Genomic DNA, 21,662 nt, shown 5'->3' with positions numbered 1-21,662 from the left:
GACGCAGATGCCGAGCGAGATTGGCGCTTCCCGCCCGCTCCCCATGGCCACGGCCAGCCGCTCCGTGCAGAACGCCGCGCAGCTGTCGCTCACGCTCGCCCGCAGCCTGGGCGACCTGCTGCCGCCCGGGCAGAGCGCCCAGGCCGAGGTGCTGGGCGTGAAGCAGGCGGCCTACAACTTCCAGTTGCTGCTGCGCCTGACTCTGGCCGGCGGCCAGCAGACGCTGGTCACCGCCGAGAGCCCGCAGGCCCTGCCCCAGGGCAGCACCCTGAACATTTCCGCCCTGAGCGCCACCAGCCTGGCCGCCACCCTGCTCTCCAGCGCCCAGCAGGCGCTGGGCGACCTGCCGCCGCTGGACAGCCTCGACCTGGAACGACTGCCGGTGGGCAGCCTGCTGCAAGGCAAGGTGCTGTCCAGCACGCCCCAGGGCGGCACCCCGGCGCAGCCGGCCAGCTACCGGGTGCTGCTCAGCCTGCTCGGCGGCCCCCTGGCCGGCCGCCTGCTGGACATCGACTCGGCGCGCCCGCTGAAGGCCGGCAGCCTGCTCAGCGCCCAGGTCCAGGACAGCCGCGCCCTGCTCTTCCTGCCCCTGGCCGGGCGCCTCGACCGCCTGGAACTGACCAGCCAGCTGGGCACCCAGCAGGCCCGCCAGGCCTCGACCGAGGGCCTGCTCGACAACCTGCTGGCGCTAAAGGCCGGCAACCAGTTGCCCGAGACCCTGCGCGGCGCCGTCGAGCGCCTGCTCGCCGGCCTGCCCGACGTGCGCCAGCTGAGCGACGCCAAGGGCCTGGCCCAGGCCCTGCAACAGAGCGGCGGCTTCCTGGAAGCGCGCCTGCTGCAGGGCCTGGCGCCGCTGCCGGGCGACTTCAAGGCCAACCTGCTGCGCCTGCTCGGCCAGCTCCTGCCCGCCGAACAGGGCAGCGCCGCGCCGGGCCTGCTGGCGAACCTCGCCAACAACGCCGCCGCCAACCTGGCCAGCAGCCTGCCGGCCTTCGTCCGCAACGCCCTGGGCGCGCTCAACCAGAACGGCAGCCCGCGCCTGCAGCAGGCGGATTTCCCGCTGCCCTCGCGCATGCTGCAGAAGCTGGAAGACGAAAACGACCTGGAGTCCCTGCTGAAACTGGCCGCGGCGGCCGTGGCGCGGCTGCAGACGCACCAGTTGAGCAGCCTGGTGCAGAGCGAGCCGCTGCGTGGCGGCGGCCAACTGCACACCTGGCAGATGGAGGTGCCCATGCGCACCGAGGATTCGCTGGTGCCGCTGCAGGTGCGCATCCAGCACGAGGACCGGCGCGAATCCAACGACCCGGAACAGCCGCGGGAAAGCCTGTGGCGCATCGACCTGGCCTTCGACCTCGACCCGCTGGGGCCGCTGCAGGTCCAGGCCACCCTGGCGCCGCTGGGACTGAGCAGCCAGTTCTGGGCCGAACGCGAAAGCACCGCGAGCCTGATGGAAAGCGAACTCGGCTACCTGCGCCAGCGCCTGCAGGACGCCGGCTTCACCGTGCGCGAACTGTGCTGCAACAAAGGCCGCGCGCCACAAGGCGCACGCACCGCGCTGGAACAACGCTGGGTGGACGAAAAGGCATGAAGAAACAGACTGCGCCGCGCCAGGCCATCGCCCTCAACTACGACGGGCAGAACACCCCGACGCTGAGCGCCAAGGGCGACGCCGAACTGGCCGAAGCCATCCTCGCCATCGCCCGCGAACACGAGGTGCCGATCTACGAGAACGGCGAACTGGTGCGCCTGCTGGCCCGCCTGGAACTGGGCGACGCCATCCCCGAGCCGTTGTACCGCACCCTGGCGGAGATCATCGCCTTCGCCTGGTACCTCAAGGGCAAGAGCCCGCCGCCGCGAGCGCCGCAGGACGCCGCGAAGGCCTTGATGTTGCGGCCCTAGAGAAACAACGAAGGCACTTCGGGGTGAAGTGCCTTCGCTATCGATAGCGCGGCTTTGCGGACGTCGGCGAACCGTTGCCCTATCCGCGCGCCGGCCACTCCGGCATGCCGTGGACCGGCTTCAGCGACGGGGCTTCGCTGGGAACCAGCGGATGGGCACCCGGGAAGCTTCCCTGGTCGGCTTCGGAATAGTCGACGAGGCTGGCGACCACCGCGCGCAGCTGGCCGAGGCTGAAGGGCCGCTCCAGCACCTGCAGCAACGGCACGTGCTGGTTCCAGGCCCAGTCCAGCAGTTCGCGGCGCTGCGTGTCGCTGAAGCTGCCGACCAGCAGGAACTGCTGGATCTGCGGGTTGCGGCTCAGGTGCAGCAGGGTCGCGAGGTCGTCCTCGCAAAGGCTGAACTTGTCATAGATGAACAGGTTGTAGTGCTGCCCGCCGGACAGCGCCTGGTCCACCTCGGCCAGGCTCACGCACAGGCTCAGGTGGAAGACTTCCAGGCGGTTCAGCAGGATGCCGTACTGCTGCAGACAGCCGGGATGCGGGCAGAACACCAGGGTGCGGCGCGACAGCGGCAACATGGCGATTTCCTCGAAGATGGCGACAGCAGCCACTGTAAAGACAGCTTCTGAGGAAAGAGATCGGACAAATCCGAAAAGCACCTAAGGGTATACCGAGCGGCCGCCCGGCATCATTCCTCGGGCTTGTGGCCGCTGTGCAGGCGGGTGATCAGCTCCGCCTCGGCCTGGGACAGCCCGCAGGCCTGGGCCAGGTCGGCGGCCGAGGCGCCCATCCCGGCCAGGCGCGCGGCCTGGCTGAAGGACAGGCTGGTGGGGTCGCGCTGCTCCAGGCGCGCCAGGCGCTCGGGCAGGTTGGCCAGCTGCTTGCGCAGCTCGCCCAGTTCCTCGCCCATGCGCACGTTGACGCGCTGGTAGGCCTCGCTGCGCTTGGCCAGCTCCTTCAGGCGCTGTTCCAGGGCGGCCTGGCGCGTGGCCTGCTCGGCCAGTTGCGCGGCCTGGCGGCGCTGCCCCTGCAGCAGCCAGGCGCAGAAGCCGCCCAGCCCAAGGCAGGCGACGGCGAGCAGGATGACGAGTTCGAGCACCTCAGATGCTCTCCAGCTCCGACCACTCTTCCTCGGTCATCATCTTGTCCAGCTCGACCAGGATCAGCAGCTCGCCGTTCTTGTTGCACACGCCCTGGATGAACTTGGCCGACTCGTCGTTGCCGACGTTGGGCGCGGTCTCGATCTCCGACTGGCGCAGGTAGACCACCTCGGCGACGCTGTCGACCAGGATGCCCACCACCTGCTTGTCCGCCTCGATGATGACGATGCGGGTGTTGTCCGAGACCGGCGCCGGGGCCAGGCCGAAGCGCTGGCGGGTGTCGATGACGGTGACCACGTTGCCGCGCAGGTTGATGATCCCCAGCACGTAGCTGGGCGCGCCCGGCACCGGGGCGATCTCGGTGTAGCGCAGCACTTCCTGGACCTGCATCACGTTGATGCCGTAGGTCTCGTTGTCCAGACGGAAGGTGACCCACTGCAGGATCGGATCCTCGGCACCTTGCGCAGACGTCTTGTTCATATCCCTAGCCTCTCGTGTTCGGCCACGCTTGAAGGGTAGCGCGGCGGTTGTCGTTCAATTGCGTTGCCGGCCCGTCAGTGACGGGCCTGGCTGCGGAGCGCGCCGCTGTCGATCAGCCCGGCCAGGGCCGAGACGTCGAGCAGCGCGCACATCTGTTCGATCACCGTGCCGGCCAGCCACGGGCGTTGCTGGCGCTGGCTGCGCCATTTCACCTCGGACGGGTCCAGGCGCACGGAACGGCTGACCTGGTGCACCGCCAGGCCCCATTCGTAGCCCTGCACGGAAATCACGTACTGCAGGCCCTCGCGGTAGTCGTCGCGGTAGCGCTCGGGCATCACCCAGCGCGCGGTGTCCAGCACCTTCAGGTTGCCCGACTGGCTGGGCAGGATGCCGAGGAACCAGTCCGGCTGGCCGAACAGCGGCGTCAGCTCCTTGCCGGCCAGCGGGTAGATCGAGCCCAGGCACACCAGCGGCACCGCCAGGGTCAGCCCGGCGACGTCGAACAGCAGGCACTCGAAGGGCTCGGCGGCCCACTCCGGGCGGCCGTCGTCGAGCAGCGCCAGCGGCGCCGGGGGCATCTGCGCGCTGCCCGGGCGGTGCAGGTCGATCACCTCGTCGGCAGCCTCCACCGGCGGCGCGGCTTCGACCACCGGCGCGACGGGCAACGGCGCCTCGGCCAGCGGCAGCGGGACAGCGGCGCGGGCGACGCGGTGGGCATCGCGCACCTGCTCTTCGAGCACCGCGGCCTCGAACTCGTCGAGGCTGACGCTGCTCACGGGCTCGGCGACCGGCGCCGGCGCGGGAGCCGGCACGGCGGCCAGGGCCGGGGCGGCCGGCGCGGGGGCCGGCGCCTCGACCTCGTAGTCGTCGAATGTGGCCTCCTGCAGCAGCGCGTCCAGGTAGGACTGCAGCGCGAGCTGGGGGCGTGTGGCGGTAGCGGAGCGGCTCATGCAGAAAATCCGCGCAAAGGGTTCACCCAGTCTATCGGCTGGACCGGGCCCGGACTTGAAGGCAGCCGTCGGAAAAACATCGCTCAGGCCACCTGGCTCGCCGGCACCTGGCCGAGCAGGTGCTTGAGCAGCGCGCGGTAGGCGATCACCCCGCGGCTGTTGGCGTCGTGGCGCGACGGCACCACGCCGTGGCGGCTGGCGTCGCGCAGGCGGGTGTCGATCGGGATGAACGCCGGCCAGAGGGTCTCCGGGTAGGTGTCGCGCAGCATGCGCAGGGCGCCGATGGAGGCCTGGGTGCGGCGGTCGAACAGCGTCGGCACTATGCTGAAGGGCAGCGCCTGGCGCCGCGAGCGGTTGACCATGTTGAGGGTATTGACCATGCGCTCCAGGCCCTTCAGGGCGAGGAACTCGGTCTGCACCGGGATCACCAGGTGCTGGCTGGCGGCCATGGCGTTGACCATCAGCACGCCCAGCAGCGGCGGGCTGTCGATGATGGCGTGGTCGAAGTCCTGCCACAGCTGCGCCAGGGCCTTGGAGATCACCAGGCCCAGGCCGTTCTGCCCGGGCGACTGGCGTTCCAGGGTGGCCAGGGCAGTGCTCGACGGCAGCAGGGCGATCTTCTCGTGGCTGGTGGGCAGCAGCAGTTGCCGCGGCAGGCCCTCGGGCACCGCGCCCTGGTGCTGGAACAGGTCGAAGACGCTGTGCTCCAGGGTGTCCGGATCGTGCCCGAAGTAGCTGGTCATGGAGCCGTGGGGGTCGAGGTCGACCACCACCACGCGCTTGCCGGCGTCGGCCAGCAGGCCGGCCAGGGCGATGGACGAGGTGGTCTTGCCGACGCCGCCCTTCTGGTTGGCTACCGCCCAGACTTTCATGCTGCTCTCCCCGGTCCGTATGCTCGGTTCATGTACTTCATCTTTCTCAGCTTCCAGGCGCCGGCGCCGGCGGCGGGGAATTGACGCCGCCGGCCTCGGGCGCACCACTGGCAGCCACCGGTGCAGGTTGCGTGCCAGCCTGGCGCAGGGCGCCGTCGGGCTGCGCCTTGGCGCTGCCCACGCCGCTCACGCTGCGGCGCACTTCCAGGTTGCGGGAGATCACCAGCACCACCCGGCGGTTGCGCGCGCGGCCCTCGGCGCTGGCGTTGTCCGCCACCGGCTGGAACTCGCCGTAGCCCACCGCGGCCAGGCGCGAGGGGGCGACGCCGTCCTGGGCCAGCAGGCGGACTATGCTCGCTGCCCGCGCCGTGGACAACTCCCAGTTGGTGGGATACTGGGCGTTGTGAATGGGCACGTTGTCGGTGAAGCCCTCGACGTGGATGGGGTTCTGGTAGGGCGCCAGAATCCTGGCGACCTTCTCGACGATGCCGAAGGCGGCGTCCGCCGGCATGGCGTCGCCGCTGGGGAACAGCAGGCTGGAGTTGAGGGTGATCTCGATCCACAGTTCGTTGCCGCGCACGCTCAACTGGTCGCTGCCGATCAGGTCGCCGAACTGCTCGCGCACGGCGTCGGCGATCTGCGTCAGCGGGTCGCCGTCGACGTTGTCGTCGCCGCCCTGCTGCATGGCGTCGTTGGGCTGCTGGGTGGTGCGCGGGCGGTCGTCGCCCACCGGGATCGGCTTGATCGAACGGTCCGGCTGGTTGAACACGCCGGTCAGCGTCTCGGAGAGGATCTTGTACTTGCCCTCGTTGATCGAGGAGATGGAGTACATGACCACGAAGAAGGCGAACAGCAGGGTGATGAAGTCCGCGTAGGACACCAGCCAGCGCTCGTGATTCTCGTGCTCCTCGCGGGGCGGTCGACGGGCCATGGCGCAGCGCCCCTCAGCCGACGAAGCCTTGCAGCTTCAGTTCGATGGAGCGCGGGTTCTCGCCTTCGGCGATGGACAGCAGGCCTTCCATGAGCATTTCGCGGTAGCTGGACTGGCGCAGCACCAGGCTCTTGAGCTTGTTGCCCACCGGCAGTAGCAGCAGGTTGGCCATGCCCACGCCGTAGATGGTGGCGACGAAGGCCACGGCGATGCCGTTGCCCAGTTGGCTGGGGTCGGCCAGGTTGCCCATCACGTGGATCAGGCCCATGACCGCGCCTATGATGCCGATGGTCGGCGCATAGCCGCCCATGGCCTCGAACACCTTGGCGGCCTGCAGGTCGCGGCCTTCCTGGTTGAACAGGTCGACTTCGAGGATGCTGCGGATGGCCTCCGGCTCCACGCCGTCCACCAGCAGCTGCAGGCCCTTGCGGGCGTAGGGGTCGGGCTCGGCGTCGGCGATGGTCTCCAGGCCCAGCAGGCCTTCCTTGCGCGCGGTCATGCTCCAGCCCACCACGCGGTTGATGCCGCCGGCCAGGTCGACCTTCGGTGGCAGCACTATCCAGCGCAGCAGGCTCAGGGCGCGCTTGAGCACCAGCACCGGGGTCTGCACCAGGGCCGCGGCCAGCGTGCCGCCGACCACGATGAGCGCCGCCGGGCCGTTGGCCAGGGCGCTGATGTGCCCGCCCTCGAGGAAGTTGCCGCCGATGATGGCGACCAGCGCGAGGATCAGGCCGACCAGGCTCAGCACATCCATCAGCCACAGGCCTCGGAGAGGTGCCGGCCGATGTCGTCGAGGCTGTACACGGCGTCGGCCAGGCCGGCCTTGGCGATGGCCATGGGCATGCCGTAGATCACGCAGCTGGCCTCGTCCTGGGCCCACACCTGGCTGCCGCTCTGCTTGAGCATGCGCGCGCCCTCGCGGCCGTCGGCGCCCATGCCGGTGAGCACCACCGCCAGGACCTTGTCGCCGTAGGCCTTGGACGCCGAGCCGAAGGTGACGTCGACGCAGGGCTTGTAGTTCAGGCGCTCGTCGCCGGGGAGGATGCGCACCACTCCGCGCGAGTCGATCATCATCTGCTTGCCGCCGGGCGCCAGCAGGGCCAGGCCGGGGCGCAGGTGGTCGCCGTCCTCGGCTTCCTTGACGCTGATCTTGCAGAGCTTGTCCAGGCGCTCGGCGAAGGCCTTGGTGAAGGCCGCCGGCATGTGCTGGATGAGCACCAGCGGCGCGGGGAAGTTGGCCGGCAGCTGGGTCAGCACCCGCTGCAAGGCTACCGGCCCACCGGTGGAAGTACCGATGGCGACCAGCCGGTAGGGCTTACGCTTTGGCGCCGCAGAGGCCGCCGGGGCCGCCGGGGCCGAGGCAGGCGCCGGCTGTGTGAAGGCGCGCGGCGCGCTGCTGGCCGGCGCCGGGGCGCTGGCGCTGCTGCTCGGCGCGCCGAGGACCGAGGCATAGCGGCGGTTGGCGCGGGCGATGCTGTGGACCTTCTCGCAGAGCAGCTGGCGCACCTTCTCGGGAGTGCGCGAGATGTCCTCGAAGTTCTTCGGCAGGTAGTCCACCGCGCCGGCGTCCAGGGCGTCGAGGGTGACGCGGGCGCCTTCGTGGGTCAGCGAGGAGAACATCAGGACCGGCGTCGGGCAGCGCTGCATGATGTTGCGCACCGCGGTGATGCCGTCCATCAGCGGCATCTCGTAGTCCATGGTGATGACGTCGGGCTTGAGCGCCAGCGCCTGCTCGATCGCCTCGCGGCCGTTGGTGGCCGTGCCGACCACCTGGATCTGCGGGTCGGCGGAAAGAATCTCCGAGACGCGGCGGCGGAAGAATCCCGAATCGTCCACTACCAGGACTTTGACAGCCATAAACACTCCTGATTAAAGCCTTGCGGGCGCGCGGGCGTCCCCGCGCGCCGGATCAGATACGCCGCGCGTAGCGCTTGAGCATGCTCGGCACATCGAGGATCAACGCGATGCGCCCGTCGCCGGTGATGGTCGCCCCGGCCATGCCGGGGGTGCCCTGGAGCATCTTGCCCAGGGGCTTGATCACCACTTCTTCCTGGCCCACCAGTTGGTCGACCACGAAGCCGATGCGCTGGGTGCCCACCGAGATGATCACCACGTGGCCCTCGCTGGATTCGTCGCATTCGGCGCCCGGCACCAACCAGCGCTTGAGGTAGAACAGCGGCAGGGCCTTGTCGCGGACGATCACCACCTCCTGGCCGTCGACCACGTTGGTGCGCGACAGGTCGAGGTGGAAGATCTCGTTGACGTTGACCAGCGGGAAGGCGAAGGCCTGGTCGCCCAGCATCACCATCAGCGTCGGCATGATCGCCAGGGTCAGCGGCACCTTGATGACGATCTTCGAGCCCTGGCCCTTGGCCGAGTAGATGTTGATGATGCCGTTGAGCTGGGAAATCTTGGTCTTCACCACGTCCATGCCGACGCCGCGGCCGGACACGTCGGAAATCTCGGTCTTGGTCGAGAAGCCCGGGGCGAAGATCAGGTTGTAGCAGTCGGACTCGCTCAGGCGCTCGGCGGCGTCCTTGTCCAGCAGGCCCTTCTCCACCGCCTTGGCGCGGAGGATGTCCGGGTCCATGCCCTTGCCGTCGTCGGAGATCGACAGCAGGATGTGGTCGCCCTCCTGCTCGGCGGACAGCACCACCCGGCCGCCACGCGCCTTGCCGGAGGCCTCGCGCTCCTCGGGCGACTCGATGCCGTGGTCCACGGCGTTGCGCACCAGGTGCACCAGCGGGTCGGCCAGGGCCTCGACCAGGTTCTTGTCCAGGTCGGTCTCCTCGCCCACCAGCTCCAGGTTGATCTCTTTCTTCAGGTTGCGCGCCAGGTCGCGCACCAGCCGCGGGAAGCGTCCGAAGACCTTCTTGATCGGCTGCATGCGCGTCTTCATCACCGACATCTGCAGGTCGGCGGTGACCACGTCGAGGTTGGCCACGGCCTTGGCCATGGCTTCGTCGCCGCTGTTGCTGCCCAGGCGCACCAGGCGGTTACGCACCAGCACCAGCTCGCCGACCATGTTCATGATCTCGTCCAGGCGCGCGGTGTCCACGCGCACCGTGGTTTCCGCCTCGCTGGCGCTCTTTTCGTGGGCCGGCGCGGGAGCCGCGGCCGGGCGCGGGCTCTCCGCGGGCTTGGCGGCCGGCTTGGGCGCGGGCTTGGGCTTGGCCACGGCAGCCGGCTCGACGGCCTTGGCCGGCGCGGGGGCGGCTTGCGGGGCCGGCGCGGCAGCGGCGTCGGCACTGAACTTGCCCTTGCCGTGCAGTTGGTCGAGCAGCGCTTCGAATTCGTCGTCGGTGATGTTGTCGCCGGCGGCGGCGGGCGCCTCGGCTTCGGCCGGTGCAGCGGAGGCGACAGGCGCGGCGGGTTCTTCCGCCGCACCGCCGAACTTGCCCTTGCCGTGCAGCTGGTCGAGCAGCGCTTCGAATTCGTCGTCGGTGATCTCGTCGCCAGCGGCCGGCGCTTCGGCCGGAGCGGGCGCGGCGGCGGCCGGCTCTTCCGGCTGGCTGCTGGCGCCGCTGAACTGGCCCTTGCCATGCAACTGGTCGAGCAGGGCCTCGAATTCGTCGTCGGTGATCTCGTCGCCGGTGCCGGCGGCCTCGGCCTGTGGCGCTTCAGCCTGCGGCGGCTGTTCGGCCGGCGCGGCCTGGCTGCCCGGCTGCAGGGCGTCGAGCAGCTGCTCGAACTCGGCGTCGGTGATGTCGCCATAGGCGGCCGGTTCGGCGGCGGGCTGCGGCGCGGCGGCTTCTTCCTGTTCCTGGGGCGCGGCTTCGACGGCGTCGTCGTCGCCCGGCTCGGCCAGGCGCGCCAGCGCGGCGAGCAGCTCCGGGGTGGCCGGGGTCGGCTCTTCCTGGTCGCGGACCTGGGCGAACATGACGTTGACCGTGTCCAGCGCCTGCAGGACCACGTCCATCAGCTCGGAGGTGACGCGGCGTTCGCCCTTGCGCAGGATGTCGAAGACGTTCTCCGCGATGTGGCAGCACTCCACCAGGGCGTTCAGCTGGAGGAAGCCGGCGCCGCCCTTGACGGTGTGGAAACCACGGAAGATGGCATTGAGCAGGTCCATGTCGTCGGGCCGGCTTTCCAGCTCGACGAGTTGCTCGGACAGTTGCTCGAGAATCTCGCCGGCCTCCACCAGAAAGTCCTGGAGGATCTCATCATCGGCGTCGAAGCTCATTCGGTGCTCCCCACGGTGTGTTCACACACCTCAAAAACCAAGGCTGGACAACAGGTCATCGACATCGTCCTGACCGGATACGACGTCCACTCTCTTATCGGCAGCAACCTGCGGACCTTCACCCTTGGACGATCTTTCTTTTTCCACGGCCGTGCGCAGGCCCTCGTGGTCGTGCTCGATGCCGGCGTAGCGATCCACCTGCCCGGCCATCCAGACCAGCTTGACCAGGTTGCTCTCCACCTCGGTGACCAGCCTGGTGACGCGCTTGATCACCTGCCCGGTGAGGTCCTGGAAGTCCTGCGCCAGGAGGATGTCGTTCAGGTGCGCGGAGAGCTTGCGGCTGTCCTGGGCGCTGCTGTAGAGGAAGGCCTCGACGCGCTTGGCCAGCTCGCGGAAGGCCTCCGGGCCCAGCTCGCGGCGCATGAAGCGCGACCACTGTTCCTGCAGCTCCTTGGCCTCGCCCTCGATGTGGCCGACCAGCGGCGTGCACTCTTCCACCAGGTCCATGGTGCGGTTGGCCGCTTTCTCGGTCATCTGCACCACGTAGGACAGGCGGTCGGTGGCGTCGGCGATCTGCGACATTTCCTCGGCGTGGCGCGAGCGCGGGTCGATCTGGAAATTGACGATGGCGTTGTGCAGCTCGCGGGTGAGCTTGCCGACCTCCTGGTAGAGGCCGCGGTCACGGGCTTCGTTGAGCTCCTGGATGAGCTGCACGGCCTGCTGCACTTCGCCGCGCTCCAGGCTCTCGACCAATTCGCGCGCGTGTTTCTTCAGGGTCGACTCGAAGTCGCCCCCCTTGGATTCGTTGACGAGATCCATGACGCCCTCTTGGTCGGCTTCAGCCGCCGACCCGCTCGAATATCTTCTCGATCTTCTCTTTCAGCACCTGGGCGGTGAAAGGCTTGACCACGTAGCCGTTGACCCCGGCCTGGGCCGCTTCGATGATCTGGTCGCGCTTGGCCTCGGCGGTGACCATCAGCACCGGCAGGTGCTTCAGGCGCTCGTCGGCGCGCACCGCGCGCAACAGGTCGATGCCGGTCATGCCGGGCATGTTCCAGTCGGTGACGAGGAAGTCGAAGTTGCCGCTGTGCAGCATGGGCAGCGCGGTGGTGCCGTCATCGGCTTCCGCGGTGTTGGTGAACCCCAGGTCACGCAGGAGGTTCTTGATGATGCGCCTCATCGTGGAGAAGTCGTCCACGATGAGAATTTTCATGTTCTTGTCCAAACCTGCCTCCGTCCAGTCCCGGCGCGCCGTGGCGGGCGCGCCTTGAATACCCTTGGGCGGGCGCCCTTGGCGGCGCCTGCCGTGTTGCTTGTCGGTGGCGGGGTGCCCCGCCCTTTTCGCCGCCCTCATAGCAAAGGGCCAGCAGCGTCGAACCGACGGGATTCTATACGCCCCGCCGGAAAAATCCGTTACTTCCTTGCGCCCACCGGTCGCTCAGTGCGCCCGCCACTCCGAAAGCCGGGCCCGCAGGCGCGCGGCGCACTGGCTGTGCAGCTGGCTGACGCGCGACTCGCTGACCCCGAGCACCTCGCCGATCTCCTTGAGGTTGAGCTCCTCGTCGTAGTACAGCGCCAGCACCAGGCGCTCGCGTTCGGGCAGCTTGGTGATGGCGTCGGCCAGCGCCTGCTGGAAACGCTCGTCCTCCAGGCCGTGGGAGGGCTCGTTGTCCAGGTGCGTGGTGTCTTCCGCCGGGCCCTGGGCGCCTTCCTGCAGCAGGTCGTCGAAGCTGTACAGGCGGCTGCCCTGGGTGTCGCTCAGGATCGCGTAGTAATCGTCGAGACTCATATTGAGTTCGGCAGCGACCTCCTGATCTTTAGCATCGCGTCCGGTCCGCGCCTCGATGGTGCGGATTGCGTCGCTGACCATGCGGGTGTTGCGGTGCACCGAACGCGGCGCCCAGTCGCCCTTGCGCACCTCGTCGAGCATGGCCCCGCGGATGCGGATGCCGGCATACGTCTCGAAGCTGGCGCCCTTGCCCTGGTCGTACTTCTTCGCCGCTTCGAGCAGGCCGATCATCCCGGCCTGCATCAGGTCTTCCACCTGCACGCTGGCCGGCAGCCGGCCCAGCAGGTGGTAGGCGATCCGCTTGACCAGCGGCGCGTAGCGCTGGATCAGTTCTTCCTGGGCATTGCGCGCCTGCGTCTTGCTGTACATAAGCGCTCCGGAGCCGCTCATCATACGGTCGAACCCGTGGTGGGATGCTGCACCAGGCGCTCCACGAAGAACTCCAGGTGCCCGCGCGGGTTGGCCGGCAGCGGCCAGCTGTCGACTTTCTGGGCGATGGCGCGGAAGGCCAGCGAGGCCTTGCTGCGCGGGAAGGCTTCATAGACCGAGCGCTGCTTCTGCACGGCCTTGCGCACCGACTCGTCGTAGGGGATGGCGCCGACGTACTGCAGCGCCACGTCGAGGAAGCGGTCGGTGACCTTGGTCAGCTTGGCGAACAGGTTGCGCCCTTCCTGCGGGCTGTGCGCCATGTTCGCCAGCACGCGGAAGCGCGTCATGCCGTAGTCGCGGTTCAGCAGCTTGATCAGTGCATAGGCATCGGTGATCGAGGTCGGTTCGTCGCAGACGACCAGCAGCACTTCCTGGGCCGCGCGGACGAAGCTGACCACCGAATCGCCGATGCCGGCGGCAGTGTCCACCAGCAGCACGTCGATGTTCTCGCTGATGTCGCTGAAGGCCTGGATCAGCCCGGCGTGCTGCATGGGCGAGAGCTGCACCATGCTCTGCGTGCCCGAGGCCGCCGGGACGATGCGGATGCCGCCGGGGCCCTGGAGGATGACGTCACGCAGGTCGCATTCGCCTTCGATGACGTCGGCCAGGGTGCGCTTGGGCGAAAGCCCCAGCAGCACGTCGACGTTGGCCAGGCCGAGGTCGGCGTCCAGCAGCATGACGCGGCGGCCGAGGTCGGCCAGCGCCATCGCCAGGTTCACCGAGACGTTGGTCTTGCCGACGCCACCCTTGCCACCGGTGACCGCGATTACCTGAACGGGATGCATACCCATAGTCTTACCTTGTCTCTTCATCGTCCCCGGCGCGGCTGGCGCCTGGGTCTGCCGGTCGCGGTGCTCTCCCGCCACCAGCGCTTACGGATCTGCTCGAGCATCCGTATCCGCCTGGCGCCCCCGCGTGCGGGAGCGCCCCTGGAATCCGTCAGCCGACGTGTCGCGCCGGCTGCTGATAGAGGCCGGCGAACATGCCGGCCATGGTGTCTTCGCACGGCTCCTCCGGAGCCTGCAGGCTGACCGCGCGGCTGACCAGCTGGTGCGCGCGCGCCACCTGCAGATCATCCGGAATTCGCGGCCCATCCGCCAGATAGGCAACCGGCAAGCGTTGTGCTATCGCCAGCGCCAGGGCCTCGCCCAGGCTGCCCGCCTCGTCCAGCTTGGTCAGTATGCAGCCGGCCAGGCCGCAGCTGCGATAGGCGTGCAAGGCAGCCTTGAGCACCTGGCTCTGGCTGGTCGCGGCCAGCACCAGGTAATTCTTCACGTTCAGGCTCTGCGCCGCCAGGGCTTCCAGCTGCATGCGCAGCGCCGGGTCGCTGGCCGGCAGGCCGGCGGTGTCGATCAGCACCAGGCGCTTGCCCGCCAGCGGCGCCATGGCCTGCAGCAGCGACTGGCCGGGGTCGACCAGGGTCACCGGCACGTTGAGGATGCGGCCCAGGGACTTGATCTGCTCCTGGGCGCCCAGACGGAAGCTGTCCATGCTGACCAGCGCCAGGTTGTGCGCACCGTACTTGAGGACGTAGCGCGCCGCCAGCTTGGCCAGGGTGGTGGTCTTGCCCATGCCGGCCGGGCCGACCAGGGCGATCACCCCGCCCTGCTCCAGCAGGTCTTCGTCGGGGGTGCGGATGGCGCGCGCCAGGTGAGCCAGGAGCATGCGCCAGGCCTGCTTGGGCTCGGCGATGGAGGCCACGCGTTCGAGCAGCTGGCGGCTCAGGTCCGCCGGCAGGCCCATGCGCTGCAGGCGGCGCCACAGGCCGGCCTGCTTCGGACGCTGGTGCTGCAGCTGGCCCCAGGCGATGGAGCCCAGCTGCACTTCGAGCAGTTCGCGCAGGCCGTTGAGTTCGAAGCGCATGGCGTCCAGCGCCTGCTGGCTGACGGCGGCCGGCGCGGCGGCGGGCGCCGGGGCGGCCATGGCCTCGGCCAGGCTTGGGCGTTTGGCTGGCTCGGCGCCGTACAATTGACGGTCCTTGCGCGCGGTGGCGGCGGCGCGCACCGGGCTGTCCAGCTCGGCGCGGGCCTGGGCGATGCGCGCCTGGGTCTGGCGCAGCTCGGCCTCCAGCGCCGGGTTCGGCTTGCTGGCCGCTGCCGGCGGTTGATAGTCCAGCGCCGCGGTCAGCTCGACACCGCCGGCGACCCGGCGGTTGCCGATGATGGCGGCATCCGCGCCCAGCTCGTCACGGACCAGTTTCATGGCCTGACGCATATCGGCGGCGAAGAAGCGTTTAACCTGCATGGCGCTGTCCTTCAGTTCTGTCCAACGGTGGCGACGATGGTGACTTGCTTGTTATCCGGAATTTCCTGGTAGGCCAGCACGCTCATGCTCGGCACCGCCATCCGCGCGAAACGCGACATCATCGCGCGGATCGGCCCGGCCACCAGCAGGATCGCCGGCTTGCCGAGCATTTCCTGGCGCTGCGCGGTCTCGACCAGCGAGCGTTGCAGTTTTTCCGCCATGCCCGGCTCCAGCAGAATGCCGTCTTCCGAACCTTGCCCGGCCTTCTGCATACTGTTGAGCAAGATCTGTTCCAACCTGGGTTCCAGGGTGATCACAGGCAGCTCCGGCTCTAGTCCCACAATGCCTTGGACGATTGCGCGGCTCAGCGCCACGCGTACCGCTGCCACCATGGCGGCGGGATCTTGACTCTTGGCGGCAACGTTGGCGATGGCCTCGGCAATGGTGCGGATGTCGCGCACCGGCACCTGCTCCTGCAGCAGGTTCTGCAGGACCTTGAGCAGGGTGGACAGGGAAATCAGCCCCGGAACCAGTTCTTCCGCCAGCTTCGGCGAGGTCTTGGCCAGCAGTTGCAGCAGTTGCTGGACTTCCTCGTGGCCGAGCAGCTCGTGGGCGTGCTTGTGCAGCACCTGGTTGAGGTGGGTGGCGACCACGGTGCTGGCGTCCACTACGGTGTAGCCCAGGGACTGCGCCTGGTCGCGCTGGCCGGGCTCGATCCACACCGCTTCCAGGCCGAAGGCCGGGTCCTTGCCGGCGATGCCGTTGAGGGTGCCGAACACCTGGCCGGGGTTGATCGCCAGTTCGCGGTCCGGGTAGATCTCCGCTTCCGCCACGCTGACGCCCATGAGCGTCAAACGATAGGCGTTGGGCAGCAGGTCGAGGTTGTCGCGGATGTGCACCGAGGGCATCAGGAAGCCCATGTCCTGGGACAGCTTCTTGCGCACGCCCTTGATCCGCGCCAGCAGCTGGCCGCCCTGGTTGCGGTCCACCAGGGGGATCAGCCGGTAGCCGACCTCCAGGCCGACCATGTCCACCGGGGTGACGTCGTCCCAGCCCAGCTCCTTGGTTTCCTGGCTGCGCTGGGCCGGCAGCAGTTCCTGCTGGCGCTGGGCTTCCTGGACCTCGGCCTGGGCGGCCTTGCGCTGGCGCTGGACGATCATCCAGGCGCCGCCGGCGGCCACGGCGCCGAGGCCGATGAAGGACACGTGCGGCATGCCCGGGACCAGGCCCATGGCGATGAGAATGGCGGCGGAGATGGCCAGCGCCTTGGGCGAGGCGAACATCTGCCGGTTGACCTGCTGGCCCATGTCCTCGGAGGAAGACACGCGGGTCACCATGATCGCCGCGGCGGTGGACAGCAGCAGCGACGGCAGCTGCGCCACCAGGCCGTCGCCGATGGTCAGCAGGGCGTAGACCTTGCCGGCGTCGCCGAAGGACATGGCGTGCTGGATCACACCGATGGCGACACCACCGATCAGGTTGATGAAGAGGATCAGCAGGCCGGCGACGGCGTCGCCGCGGACGAATTTCGAGGCACCGTCCATGGAGCCGTAGAAGTCGGCTTCCTGGGCCACCTCGGCGCGGCGCTTCTTGGCCTCGGCCTGCTCGATGAGGCCGGCGTTGAGGTCGGCGTCGATGGCCATCTGCTTGCCGGGCATGGCGTCGAGGGTGAAGCGTGCGCTCACCTCGGAGATCCGCCCGGCGCCCTTGGTGACCACCACGAAGTTGATGATCATGAGGATCGCGAAGACCACGATGCCGACCACGTAGTTGCCGCCGATCACCACCTCGCCGAAGGCCTGGATCACCTTGCCGGCGGCGGCGTGGCCGTCGTGGCCGTGGAGCAGCACCACGCGGGTGGAGGCGACGTTCAGCGCCAGGCGCAGCAGGGTGGCGACCAGCAGGATGGTCGGGAACACGGCGAAGTCCAGCGGGCGCAGGGCGTACACGCAGACCAGCAGGACGACGATGGACAGGGCGATGTTGAAGGTGAAGAGCACGTCCAGCAGGAACGGCGGGATCGGCAGGGTCATCATGCCCAGCATCGCCAGCAGCAGCAGCGGCACACCCAGGTTGCCACGGCCCAGGCCGGCCAGGTTGCTGCGCACTGCTCCGATCAATTGCGTACGATCCACCCCGAACTCCCCTACCCTGCTACAACGAATTTTTGACGCCGAGAGTGGCGCCGACAGGGTATTTGCAGGAAGTGTTCCAACTTTTCCGGAGCCAGGTGTGGCGCGGATTTCAGACGAAATCCCGGGGGGCGGCCAAGGCCAACGGCGGATAACCGCGAACGGTTATTCTCCCTACGGCGGGAGTGGCGACGTAGCCAGGAGGAGTATCAGGATTGCTGCGGATTTTCCGGCCGCTCAGGACAGCCCCCTCTCCCGCTTGCGGGAGAGGGTTGGGGAGAGGGCGCTCTAAAGCCCAGCACCTAAAGTCCCCTGCAAACCCCGTTCGCGAGCAAGCTCGCGCCTACGAAAAGCATCTCGGCAGCGCTTCCTTGTAGGAGCGCGCCCTGCGCGCGATTCGCGGGCAGGGCCCACTCCTACACATCCGGATATTTTCCGTCTGTGGATCCGCCGTCGCCCCGACGGGCAAAAAAAACCGCGGCCGGAGCCGCGGTTTTCTGGGTCACGCCAGGATCAGTGGACCAGGATCGAGGCCTTCTTCGCCCGGACCTTCTCCGGGTTGATCAGGAAGCGGGCCAGGGCCGGCAGCAGCCAGAGCGCGCCGAACATGTTCCACAGCAGCATGAAGGTCAGCATCAGGCCCATGTCGGCCTGGAACTTGATCGCCGAGAAGATCCAGGTGGCCACGCCGATGGCCAGGCACAGGCCGGTGAACAGCACGGCCTTGCCGGTGGACTTCAGCGTCTCGTAGTAGGCCTCCTGCAGCGACAGGCCCTGGCGCAGGAAGGTCTCCAGGCGGGTGTAGATGTAGATCCCGTAGTCCACGCCGATGCCCACGCCCAGCGCGATCACCGGCAGCGTCGCCACCTTCACGCCGATGCCGAGGGTGGCCATCAGCGCGTTGCCCAGCACCGAGGTGAGGATCAGCGGCAGGACGATGCAGAGGGTCGCGGTGAAGGAGCGGAAGGTGATCATGCACATGACCGCCACGCAGATGTACACCAGCACCAGGATGATCAGCTCGGACTGCTTGATCACCTCGTTGGTGGCCGCCTCGATGCCGGCGTTGCCCGCGGCGAGCTTGAACTTCAGGTCATCCTTCTCGTGGTCCTTGGCGAACTCCTGCACGGCGTGCACGGCGCGGTCGAGGGTCTCGGCCTTGTGGTCGTTGAGGAACACCAGCAGCGGCGCCAGCGAGCAGGCGCTGTTGTACAGGCCGTCGGCGCGGCTGATGGAGTTGTTCAGCACGTCCTTGTTGCGCGACAGGGTCTCCCACTTCAGGTTGCCCTCGTTCATGCCCTTGATCACCTGCTTGGACACGGTGACCAGGGAGATGGCCGACTGCACGCCCTCGGTGTTCTCCAGCTTCCACGACAGCTCGTCGATGGCCTGCAGCGTCTGGTGGCTGGAGCAGCCCTCGGCCGCCGACTCGACCATCACCACCAGCACGTCGGAGCTGGTGGAGTAGTTGCGGATGATGAAGTCGTTGTCCTGGTTGTAGCGCGAGTCCGGGCGCAGTTCCGGGGCGCCCTGGTCGAGGTCGCCGATCTTCAGGTGATGGCCCTGCCAGAGGCCGCCGGCGAACATCACCAGGGCGATCAGGATGGAGATGGGCGCCACCTTGGCGCTGGCGAAGTTGGACAGCAGGCGCCAGAACGGGTGCTCGCGCACCGCGTCCTTCTTGCTGCGCTCCACGGCGCGCTTGCTGATGCCGATGTAGGAGATCGCCACCGGCAGCAGGATCAGGTTGGTGAAGACGATCACCGCCACGCCGATGGAGGCGCCGATGGCCAGCTCGCGGATCACGCCGATGTCGATCACCAGCAGGGTGATGAAGCCCACGGCGTCGGCGAGGATGGCGATCATGCCGGGCAGGAACAGCTGGCGGAAGGTGCGCCGCGCGGCCAGCAGCGGGGTTTCCGCGTCACTGGACTGCAGGGCGATGCCGTTGATCTTCTGCACCCCGTGGGAAATGCCGATGGCGAAGATCAGGAAGGGCACCAGCATCGAGTACGGGTCCAGCCCGAAGCCGATGGTGTGCAGCAGGCCGAGCTGCCAGATCACCGCCACCAGGGTGGTGGAGAGCACGGCGATGGTGGAGCGCACGCATTTGGTGAACCACAGCAGCAGCACCAGGGTGATGACGAAGCAGATGCCGAAGAAGCCCACCACCATGACCAGGCCGTCGATCAGGTCGCCGACCTTCTTGGCGAAGCCGACGATGTGGATCTTCACGTTGGGGTTCTGCGCCTGGTACTTGTCGCGGATCTTCTCTTCCAGCTCATGGGAGAACTGGCGGTAGTCCAGCTTCAGCAGCTTGCTCTGGTCCTGGGCGTCGGGGTAGACCTCCAGCAGCGGCACGTCGACGATGCTGGACTTGAAGTTGTTCGCCACCAGGCGGCCGATCTGGCCGGACTTGAGGACGTTGTCGCGCAGCTTGTCCAGGGCCTTGGCCGAACCGTCGTAGGTCTGCGGGATGACCTCGCCGCCGGCGAAGCCCTCTTCCGTCACCTCGGTCCAGCGCACGCTGGGGCTCCACAGCGACTTCAGGCCGGAACGGTCGACGCCGGGGATGTAGAACACCTCGTCATGGATCTGCCGCAGGGTGTCCATGTATTCCTTGGTGAAGATGTCGCCGTTCACCGCTTCCACCGAGATGCGCACAGTGTTGCCGAGGTTGGAGAGGTCGTTGATGTGGCTCAGCATGTTCTGGATGAACGGGTGCTTGAGCGGGATCATCTTCTCGAAGCTGGTGGACGGCCGCACCTGGGTCGCCTGGAAGGCGAGGAACAGGGTCGCCAGCAGGCAGAGGATGATAACGATCGGGCGGTTGTTGAAGATCAGGCGTTCGAGCAGGGTCGCCTTGTCCTGGTGATGCGAGTTGACTGCGTTCATAGCGCTTCCCCGGCTCATTGTTGTTCTGTCAGCTCGGCGCCGGTCGCCGAAGCCAGGTGGATGCCGCCCTGGCCGACCAGCACCAGGTTGCCGTCGCCGGCCGCGCCGACCCCGGCCAGCGCCAGGCGGTCGGGCCGGTTGAAGATGTTGAAGGTGCGCCCGTCGTCCTTGCTCACCAGCACGCTGCCGCTGTTGCCGACCACGGCGATGCTGCCGTCGGGCAGCAGCGAGCCTTCGGCCAGGCCGAACTCCAGGGTGCCGTCACCGGCGATGGGCAGCGCCACCTGTTGCCAGGTGTCGCCGAAATCGGTGGAGCGGAACAGGTGCCCGCGCAGGCCGTAGATCAGCACGGTGCCGGGCTGGGCGGTGCCGACGGCGCCGAACAGCGAACCCTCGTAGGGGCCCTGCAGTTTCTCCCAGGTGGCGCCCCAGTCCTTGGAGCGGAACAGGCTGCCGGATTCGCCCACCACCAGCAGGCCGGAATCCTTCACCGCGGCGATGCCATTGAGGTGGAACTGGTCCTCGTTGTCCAGGCGCTCGCTGACGTCTTCCCAGCGCTTGCCGCCGTCGTGGGTTTCCAGCATGGCGCCGTAGGCGCCCACGGCCAGGCCGTGGTTCTCGTCCTGGAACCACACGTCCAGCAGCGGCGCTTCGCGCTTGAGGTCTTCGAACTGGCGCGTCCAGGTGGCGCCGCCGTCCTCGCTGGCGAGGATCTGCGCGTCGTGGCCGACCGCCCAGCCCTTCTTGTCGTTGACGAAGAACACCGCGGTCAGCAGCTGGCGGGTGGGCACCTTGGCCTGGGCCCAGGTCTTGCCGTTGTCGTCGGAATAGAGGATGTGCCCCCGATCGCCGACCGCCACCAGGCGCTTGCCGGCGTGGCTGACGCTCAGTAGCAGGCTGCTCGGGGCCTTGGCCGAGACGATGGCGTAGCCATCGGTGTCGCTGGCCGGCGCTTCGCTCGCGCCGGCATGCAGCGGCGCGGCCGCCAGCCACAGCAGCGAGAACGCGCCGAGCAGCGAAAGCGATTTGCGCAGGGGGGACGGGGTGGCGGAAACCGAGAGCCCGGACGAACGCACGGACAGCTCGCCGGTGGCGTGCCGCAGATGCTCACGCATATAGCCTTACCTCTTTGTTTTTATTGCAGGCGGATAGGGAGTGGTCGTTATATGCCAGCCTTTCTGCAGCCTGACAATTAAAGGCACGTTATCTTTTGTTAAGCGCAGCGGGAGTCATCCAAAAGGACTAGGGAAAGCTGCAGCCCAGTAGCCACGCGGCCTCCAGCGCACAGGAAAAAAGATACCGACGGTAACACTCCGGATATTTCCGGGTACCTGGAGGTGCTCGTGGGAACACTTGGGAATTTGCTGCGTGGCTTTCGCCGCGTGGGTGCTTTCCCGTAGGTGCGAGCTTGCTCGCGAATGGGGTTTGCCGGGGACTTTAGGTGCTGGGCTTTAGAGCACCCTCTCCCCAGCCCTCTCCCGCAAGCGGGAGAGGGGGCTGTCCTGAGCGGGTGGGGAGTTCGGAGTCATCCTGAAACGCCCCACCCTCATCATTCCCGCGAACGCGGGACGCGGCTTCATCGCGAACAGCGCTTGCGCCGGCCCGAAGGGGAATAACCCGGTGACTGCCGGGTTCGCGAGCAAGCTCGCTCCTATGTATGGACTCACCCCCACCGTCAACCCGCTTTTGAACATGAAAACCCGACTGCATCTATGTATTAGGCCTGTTCGAGGAAGCCACGTCGGGCTTCTGGCCAACA

Annotated in this window: 19 protein-coding genes; 2 read left to right on the top strand and 17 right to left on the bottom strand. The window is 67.8% G+C overall.

The annotated features are described in order from the left end of the window. Positions 1 to 7 precede the first annotated feature (7 nt). Positions 8 to 1,588 carry a flagellar hook-length control protein FliK gene (gene fliK / locus QSJ95_RS22835; RefSeq protein WP_285645487.1) on the top strand — a complete coding sequence of 527 codons (1,581 nt, stop codon included), beginning with the start codon at positions 8 to 10 and terminating at the stop codon, positions 1,586 to 1,588. Next, on the top strand, positions 1,585 to 1,899 hold the full coding sequence (locus tag QSJ95_RS22830) for an EscU/YscU/HrcU family type III secretion system export apparatus switch protein (RefSeq protein WP_009621117.1): 315 nt from the start codon (positions 1,585 to 1,587) through the stop codon (positions 1,897 to 1,899). Before fliK ends, QSJ95_RS22830 begins: the two co-directional genes overlap by 4 nt. Before the next feature lie 79 nt (positions 1,900 to 1,978). Here the strand turns inward: QSJ95_RS22830 and QSJ95_RS22825 are convergent, their stop codons facing one another. The 17 genes from QSJ95_RS22825 to QSJ95_RS22745 all read right to left on the bottom strand — a co-directional run bounded on the left by QSJ95_RS22825 (position 1,979) and on the right by QSJ95_RS22745 (position 21,018). Then, complete coding sequence (locus QSJ95_RS22825; protein ID WP_051878429.1) at positions 1,979 to 2,509, bottom strand: hypothetical protein; 531 nt, start codon at positions 2,507 to 2,509, stop codon at positions 1,979 to 1,981. Between the two features lie 77 nt (positions 2,510 to 2,586). Then, on the bottom strand, positions 2,587 to 2,997 hold the full coding sequence (locus QSJ95_RS22820) for a DUF2802 domain-containing protein (protein WP_009621113.1): 411 nt from the start codon (positions 2,995 to 2,997) through the stop codon (positions 2,587 to 2,589). Position 2,998: 1 nt separating this feature from the next. Continuing rightward, complete coding sequence (locus QSJ95_RS22815) at positions 2,999 to 3,478, bottom strand: chemotaxis protein CheW (RefSeq protein ID WP_009621111.1); 480 nt, start codon at positions 3,476 to 3,478, stop codon at positions 2,999 to 3,001. A 74-nt stretch (positions 3,479 to 3,552) separates the two neighbouring features. Further along, positions 3,553 to 4,428, bottom strand: a complete 876-nt coding sequence (locus QSJ95_RS22810) for a CheW domain-containing protein (RefSeq protein WP_285645482.1) — start codon at positions 4,426 to 4,428, stop codon at positions 3,553 to 3,555. An 83-nt stretch (positions 4,429 to 4,511) separates the two neighbouring features. Beyond that, the gene (locus QSJ95_RS22805; protein ID WP_009621108.1) at positions 4,512 to 5,300 is read right to left on the bottom strand and encodes a ParA family protein; all 789 of its coding nucleotides are present in this window, start codon (positions 5,298 to 5,300) and stop codon (positions 4,512 to 4,514) included. A gap of 46 nt (positions 5,301 to 5,346) precedes the next feature. Further along, positions 5,347 to 6,231: a flagellar motor protein MotD gene (gene motD / locus QSJ95_RS22800; protein ID WP_285645480.1), complete on the bottom strand. Its 885-nt coding sequence runs from the start codon at positions 6,229 to 6,231 to the stop codon at positions 5,347 to 5,349. A 13-nt stretch (positions 6,232 to 6,244) separates the two neighbouring features. Continuing rightward, complete coding sequence (locus tag QSJ95_RS22795; RefSeq protein ID WP_069863802.1) at positions 6,245 to 6,985, bottom strand: flagellar motor protein; 741 nt, start codon at positions 6,983 to 6,985, stop codon at positions 6,245 to 6,247. After that, the gene (locus tag QSJ95_RS22790; protein WP_285645478.1) at positions 6,985 to 8,088 is read right to left on the bottom strand and encodes a protein-glutamate methylesterase/protein-glutamine glutaminase; all 1,104 of its coding nucleotides are present in this window, start codon (positions 8,086 to 8,088) and stop codon (positions 6,985 to 6,987) included. The genes QSJ95_RS22795 and QSJ95_RS22790 overlap by 1 nt, the downstream gene beginning before the upstream one ends. 52 nt (positions 8,089 to 8,140) lie before the next feature. Beyond that, positions 8,141 to 10,414: a chemotaxis protein CheA gene (locus tag QSJ95_RS22785; protein WP_285645474.1), complete on the bottom strand. Its 2,274-nt coding sequence runs from the start codon at positions 10,412 to 10,414 to the stop codon at positions 8,141 to 8,143. A gap of 30 nt (positions 10,415 to 10,444) precedes the next feature. After that, positions 10,445 to 11,233, bottom strand: a complete 789-nt coding sequence (locus QSJ95_RS22780) for a protein phosphatase CheZ (RefSeq protein ID WP_009621100.1) — start codon at positions 11,231 to 11,233, stop codon at positions 10,445 to 10,447. 19 nt (positions 11,234 to 11,252) lie between these two features. Beyond that, positions 11,253 to 11,627 (bottom strand): chemotaxis response regulator CheY, encoded by a 375-nt coding sequence (locus QSJ95_RS22775; protein ID WP_009621098.1) that lies wholly within the window; start codon positions 11,625 to 11,627, stop codon positions 11,253 to 11,255. 225 nt (positions 11,628 to 11,852) lie between these two features. After that, positions 11,853 to 12,596: an RNA polymerase sigma factor FliA gene (gene fliA, locus QSJ95_RS22770; protein ID WP_043267440.1), complete on the bottom strand. Its 744-nt coding sequence runs from the start codon at positions 12,594 to 12,596 to the stop codon at positions 11,853 to 11,855. Then, the gene (gene fleN, locus QSJ95_RS22765) at positions 12,593 to 13,444 is read right to left on the bottom strand and encodes a flagellar synthesis regulator FleN (protein WP_370311049.1); all 852 of its coding nucleotides are present in this window, start codon (positions 13,442 to 13,444) and stop codon (positions 12,593 to 12,595) included. The genes fliA and fleN overlap by 4 nt, the downstream gene beginning before the upstream one ends. A gap of 127 nt (positions 13,445 to 13,571) precedes the next feature. Then, positions 13,572 to 14,876, bottom strand: coding sequence for a flagellar biosynthesis GTPase FlhF (flhF, locus tag QSJ95_RS22760; protein WP_285645469.1), 1,305 nt, complete (start codon positions 14,874 to 14,876; stop codon positions 13,572 to 13,574). Positions 14,877 to 14,887: 11 nt separating this feature from the next. Next, entirely contained in the window at positions 14,888 to 17,011 is a 2,124-nt protein-coding gene (gene flhA, locus QSJ95_RS22755) for a flagellar biosynthesis protein FlhA (RefSeq protein ID WP_285645467.1), read from the bottom strand. A 510-nt stretch (positions 17,012 to 17,521) separates the two neighbouring features. Further along, complete coding sequence (locus QSJ95_RS22750; protein ID WP_009621088.1) at positions 17,522 to 19,903, bottom strand: efflux RND transporter permease subunit; 2,382 nt, start codon at positions 19,901 to 19,903, stop codon at positions 17,522 to 17,524. Between the two features lie 14 nt (positions 19,904 to 19,917). Then, positions 19,918 to 21,018, bottom strand: a complete 1,101-nt coding sequence (locus QSJ95_RS22745; RefSeq protein ID WP_285645463.1) for a YCF48-related protein — start codon at positions 21,016 to 21,018, stop codon at positions 19,918 to 19,920. Between the last annotated feature and the right edge of the window lie 644 nt (positions 21,019 to 21,662).

It is taken from the genome of Pseudomonas sp. NBRC 100443, assembly GCF_030268185.1.
GTDB classification, from domain to species: domain Bacteria; phylum Pseudomonadota; class Gammaproteobacteria; order Pseudomonadales; family Pseudomonadaceae; genus Pseudomonas; species Pseudomonas citronellolis.
Note: the sequence above shows the minus strand (reverse complement) of the source record. Positions and strands in the feature narration are given on the sequence as shown.

Bases quoted from the DNA above. Each gene is read 5' to 3' on its own strand.
- fliK (WP_285645487.1), top strand. From the start codon at position 8: ATGCCGAGCGAGATTGGCGCTTCCCGCCCGCTCCCCATGGCCACGGCC.
- QSJ95_RS22830 (WP_009621117.1), top strand. From the start codon at position 1,585: ATGAAGAAACAGACTGCGCCGCGCCAGGCCATCGCCCTCAACTACGAC.
- QSJ95_RS22815 (WP_009621111.1), bottom strand. From the start codon at position 3,478: ATGAACAAGACGTCTGCGCAAGGTGCCGAGGATCCGATCCTGCAGTGG.
- QSJ95_RS22810 (WP_285645482.1), bottom strand. From the start codon at position 4,428: ATGAGCCGCTCCGCTACCGCCACACGCCCCCAGCTCGCGCTGCAGTCC.
- QSJ95_RS22805 (WP_009621108.1), bottom strand. From the start codon at position 5,300: ATGAAAGTCTGGGCGGTAGCCAACCAGAAGGGCGGCGTCGGCAAGACC.
- motD (WP_285645480.1), bottom strand. From the start codon at position 6,231: ATGGCCCGTCGACCGCCCCGCGAGGAGCACGAGAATCACGAGCGCTGG.
- QSJ95_RS22795 (WP_069863802.1), bottom strand. From the start codon at position 6,985: ATGGATGTGCTGAGCCTGGTCGGCCTGATCCTCGCGCTGGTCGCCATC.
- QSJ95_RS22790 (WP_285645478.1), bottom strand. From the start codon at position 8,088: ATGGCTGTCAAAGTCCTGGTAGTGGACGATTCGGGATTCTTCCGCCGC.
- QSJ95_RS22785 (WP_285645474.1), bottom strand. From the start codon at position 10,414: ATGAGCTTCGACGCCGATGATGAGATCCTCCAGGACTTTCTGGTGGAG.
- QSJ95_RS22780 (WP_009621100.1), bottom strand. From the start codon at position 11,233: ATGGATCTCGTCAACGAATCCAAGGGGGGCGACTTCGAGTCGACCCTG.
- QSJ95_RS22775 (WP_009621098.1), bottom strand. From the start codon at position 11,627: ATGAAAATTCTCATCGTGGACGACTTCTCCACGATGAGGCGCATCATC.
- fliA (WP_043267440.1), bottom strand. From the start codon at position 12,596: ATGATGAGCGGCTCCGGAGCGCTTATGTACAGCAAGACGCAGGCGCGC.
- fleN (WP_370311049.1), bottom strand. From the start codon at position 13,444: ATGAAGAGACAAGGTAAGACTATGGGTATGCATCCCGTTCAGGTAATC.
- flhF (WP_285645469.1), bottom strand. From the start codon at position 14,876: ATGCAGGTTAAACGCTTCTTCGCCGCCGATATGCGTCAGGCCATGAAA.
- QSJ95_RS22750 (WP_009621088.1), bottom strand. From the start codon at position 19,903: ATGAACGCAGTCAACTCGCATCACCAGGACAAGGCGACCCTGCTCGAA.
- QSJ95_RS22745 (WP_285645463.1), bottom strand. From the start codon at position 21,018: ATGCGTGAGCATCTGCGGCACGCCACCGGCGAGCTGTCCGTGCGTTCG.